This window comes from Endozoicomonas sp. SESOKO3, assembly GCF_024606255.1.
In genome coordinates this window covers 1-2,256 of the sequence record NZ_JAHHPR010000154.1, presented here as the reverse complement: position 1 = coordinate 2,256, position 2,256 = coordinate 1, and the positions used below count along the sequence as shown (strand labels likewise).

Sequence of the window (2,256 nt, the reverse complement as noted above, 5' to 3'; positions counted from 1 at the left end):
GTATCTGAAAACCTGATCCGATCGGCTGTGGACAACACCGCAGAGAAAATCACCATGGTTGAAGCCGTCAATCTGGCTTTGGATCACGCCATGAAACAAGACCCTGAGGTCGTCGTACTGGGTGAAGACATCGGTGTGAACGGTGGTGTTTTCCGCGCGACTCAGGGCCTGAGAGACAAGTATGGTCTGAAAAGGGTCATGGACACGCCCCTGGCTGAAGCCATGATCGCCGGTATCAGTATTGGAATGGCAACTCAGGGCCTGAAGCCTGTTGCAGAAATCCAATTCATGGGATTCATCTTTCCTGCCATGGAACAGTTAATGTGTCATGCTGCCCGAATGCGAAACCGTACCCGTGGACGCCTGAGCTGCCCAATGGTGGTCAGAGCGCCTTTTGGTGGGGGTATCCGCGCTCCCGAGCATCATTCTGAAAGTACAGAAGCCCTGTTTGCCCATATTCCCGGCATCAGAGTAGTCATTCCATCATCACCGGTCAGGGCTTACGGACTGTTACGCTCTGCGATTAATGACCCTGATCCGGTTCTGTTCCTGGAGCCCAAGCGCATCTATCGAGCAGTCAAACAGGACGTCTCTGAAGAGACACCTCTGTTACCGCTGAACAAGTGCTTCACACTCAGGGAAGGCTCCGACCTGACTCTGATCAGCTGGGGAGCTTCCGTGAGTGAAACCCTTCAGGCAGCCAAAACTTTGGAACAATATGGCGTTTCAGTCGAAGTGATTGATGTCGCCACGATAAAGCCTCTTGATATGGAAACCATTCTGACTTCGGTCCGCAAAACAGGTCGTTGCGTGATTACTCACGAAGCCTGCCGAAGCTTTGGCGTCGGTGCTGAAATTGCTGCCGAGCTGGCCTCGGAGGCTCTAATGGATCTGAAAGCACCGATCGAACGGGTGACAGGATATGATACGACCATGCCCTATTACCGGATGGAAAGTCATTATCTTCCCCAGCCTGATGACATCATTAAGGCATCTTTGAAAACACTGGCGTATCACTGATATCAGCAGGACAGGACAACAATATGAAATTTTTCAACCTGCCCGACCTGGGTGAAGGCATTCCCGAAGCCGATATTGTTGAATGGCATATTGAGAAAGGCGACTCCGTCACAGAAGACCAGATTATTGTCTCGGTCGAAACCGCCAAAGCGATTGTCGACGTGCCTTCACCCATCAGTGGTGTTGTGGCAAAACTCTGTGGCAAACCCGGCGACACCATCATGACCGGAGCACCTCTGTTGGAGTTTATCAGTGATCAGGAAGATGCCGGCACGGTAGTCGGCGAGCTGACAACCGCCGCTCATGATGACAGCGCCGATGACAGCTTTTTTATTGGTACACCACCTGACTGCGGAAGCGCCCCTGCTGCAACCAAAGGTCACATCAGTGAGCTGGCCGCCAAACTCGGTGTATCCATCGATCCGAAAAGTGTTGGCAGAGACTCCGTTCGTCACAGCTACCCTCTGAAAAACCCTGAGCCTCTCAAAGGAGTCAGAAAACACATGGCTCGAACCATGTCGCAGTCTCATGCCGAGGTGGTACCTGTCACTCTGTTTGATGATGTGGATATTGAGCACTGGCCGAAAGGGGCAGACATTACCGTTCGACTGATTCAAGCCATTACTTCTGCCTGCAAGGAAGAGCCTGCACTGAACGCCTGGTTTGATGAAACGATGATGAGTCGTGAAGTCTTTCCTTCTGTTCACCTGGGACTGGCGGTTGACAGTGAAGAGGGCTTGTTTGTACCGGTCATCAGAGACGCAGAAAAACAGGATGCCGTTTCGCTGAGAAACAGCATTAACAAATTTCGAAAAGCAGTTGAGGAACGCAGCCTTCCGCCATCAGAAATGCAGGGTGCCACCATCACTCTCAGCAACTTTGGTGTCTTCGCGGGTCAGTTCGCTACACCTATCGTTGTGCCCCCCATGGTGTGCATCATTGGTATCGGCCGACTGAGAACCCGGGTAGTGAGCAAAGACGGCCAGATTCAGAATCACCGGGTTCTTCCTATCTCCCTGACCTTTGATCATCGAGCGGTTACTGGTGGTGAAGCGACTCGCTTTTTGCATTGTATGCTTCAGAAATTATCCGAATGATCTTATATCGGCTTTTGCCAATGGGTAAAAGCCGATTATTTATTTGAAAAACATGAAAGTTGAATCTGTCAGTTAAACAGAGTTGAGAGATAATCAAGGGGCGCATAGAACTTTTTCCACTGAGTCCAGGCGGTCTCTG

At 51.1% G+C, this 2,256-nt stretch carries 2 protein-coding genes; both read left to right on the top strand.

Annotated features, from left to right (window positions below; all coding sequences use genetic code 11):
* The first annotated feature begins 54 nt into the window (after window positions 1–54).
* Window positions 55–1,020: an alpha-ketoacid dehydrogenase subunit beta gene (locus KDK18_RS02650; RefSeq protein ID WP_257252999.1), complete on the top strand. Its 966-nt coding sequence runs from the start codon at window positions 55–57 to the stop codon at window positions 1,018–1,020.
* A gap of 23 nt (window positions 1,021–1,043) precedes the next feature.
* Window positions 1,044–2,117 carry a dihydrolipoamide acetyltransferase family protein gene (locus KDK18_RS02645; RefSeq protein WP_257252997.1) on the top strand — a complete coding sequence of 358 codons (1,074 nt, stop codon included), beginning with the start codon at window positions 1,044–1,046 and terminating at the stop codon, window positions 2,115–2,117.
* Window positions 2,118–2,256 lie beyond the last annotated feature (139 nt).

What these genes read in the sequence shown, in the direction of transcription:
- KDK18_RS02650 (WP_257252999.1), top strand. Translation starts at nt 55, where the DNA reads ATGGTTGAAGCCGTCAATCTGGCTTTGGATCACGCCATGAAACAAGAC.
- KDK18_RS02645 (WP_257252997.1), top strand. Translation starts at nt 1,044, where the DNA reads ATGAAATTTTTCAACCTGCCCGACCTGGGTGAAGGCATTCCCGAAGCC.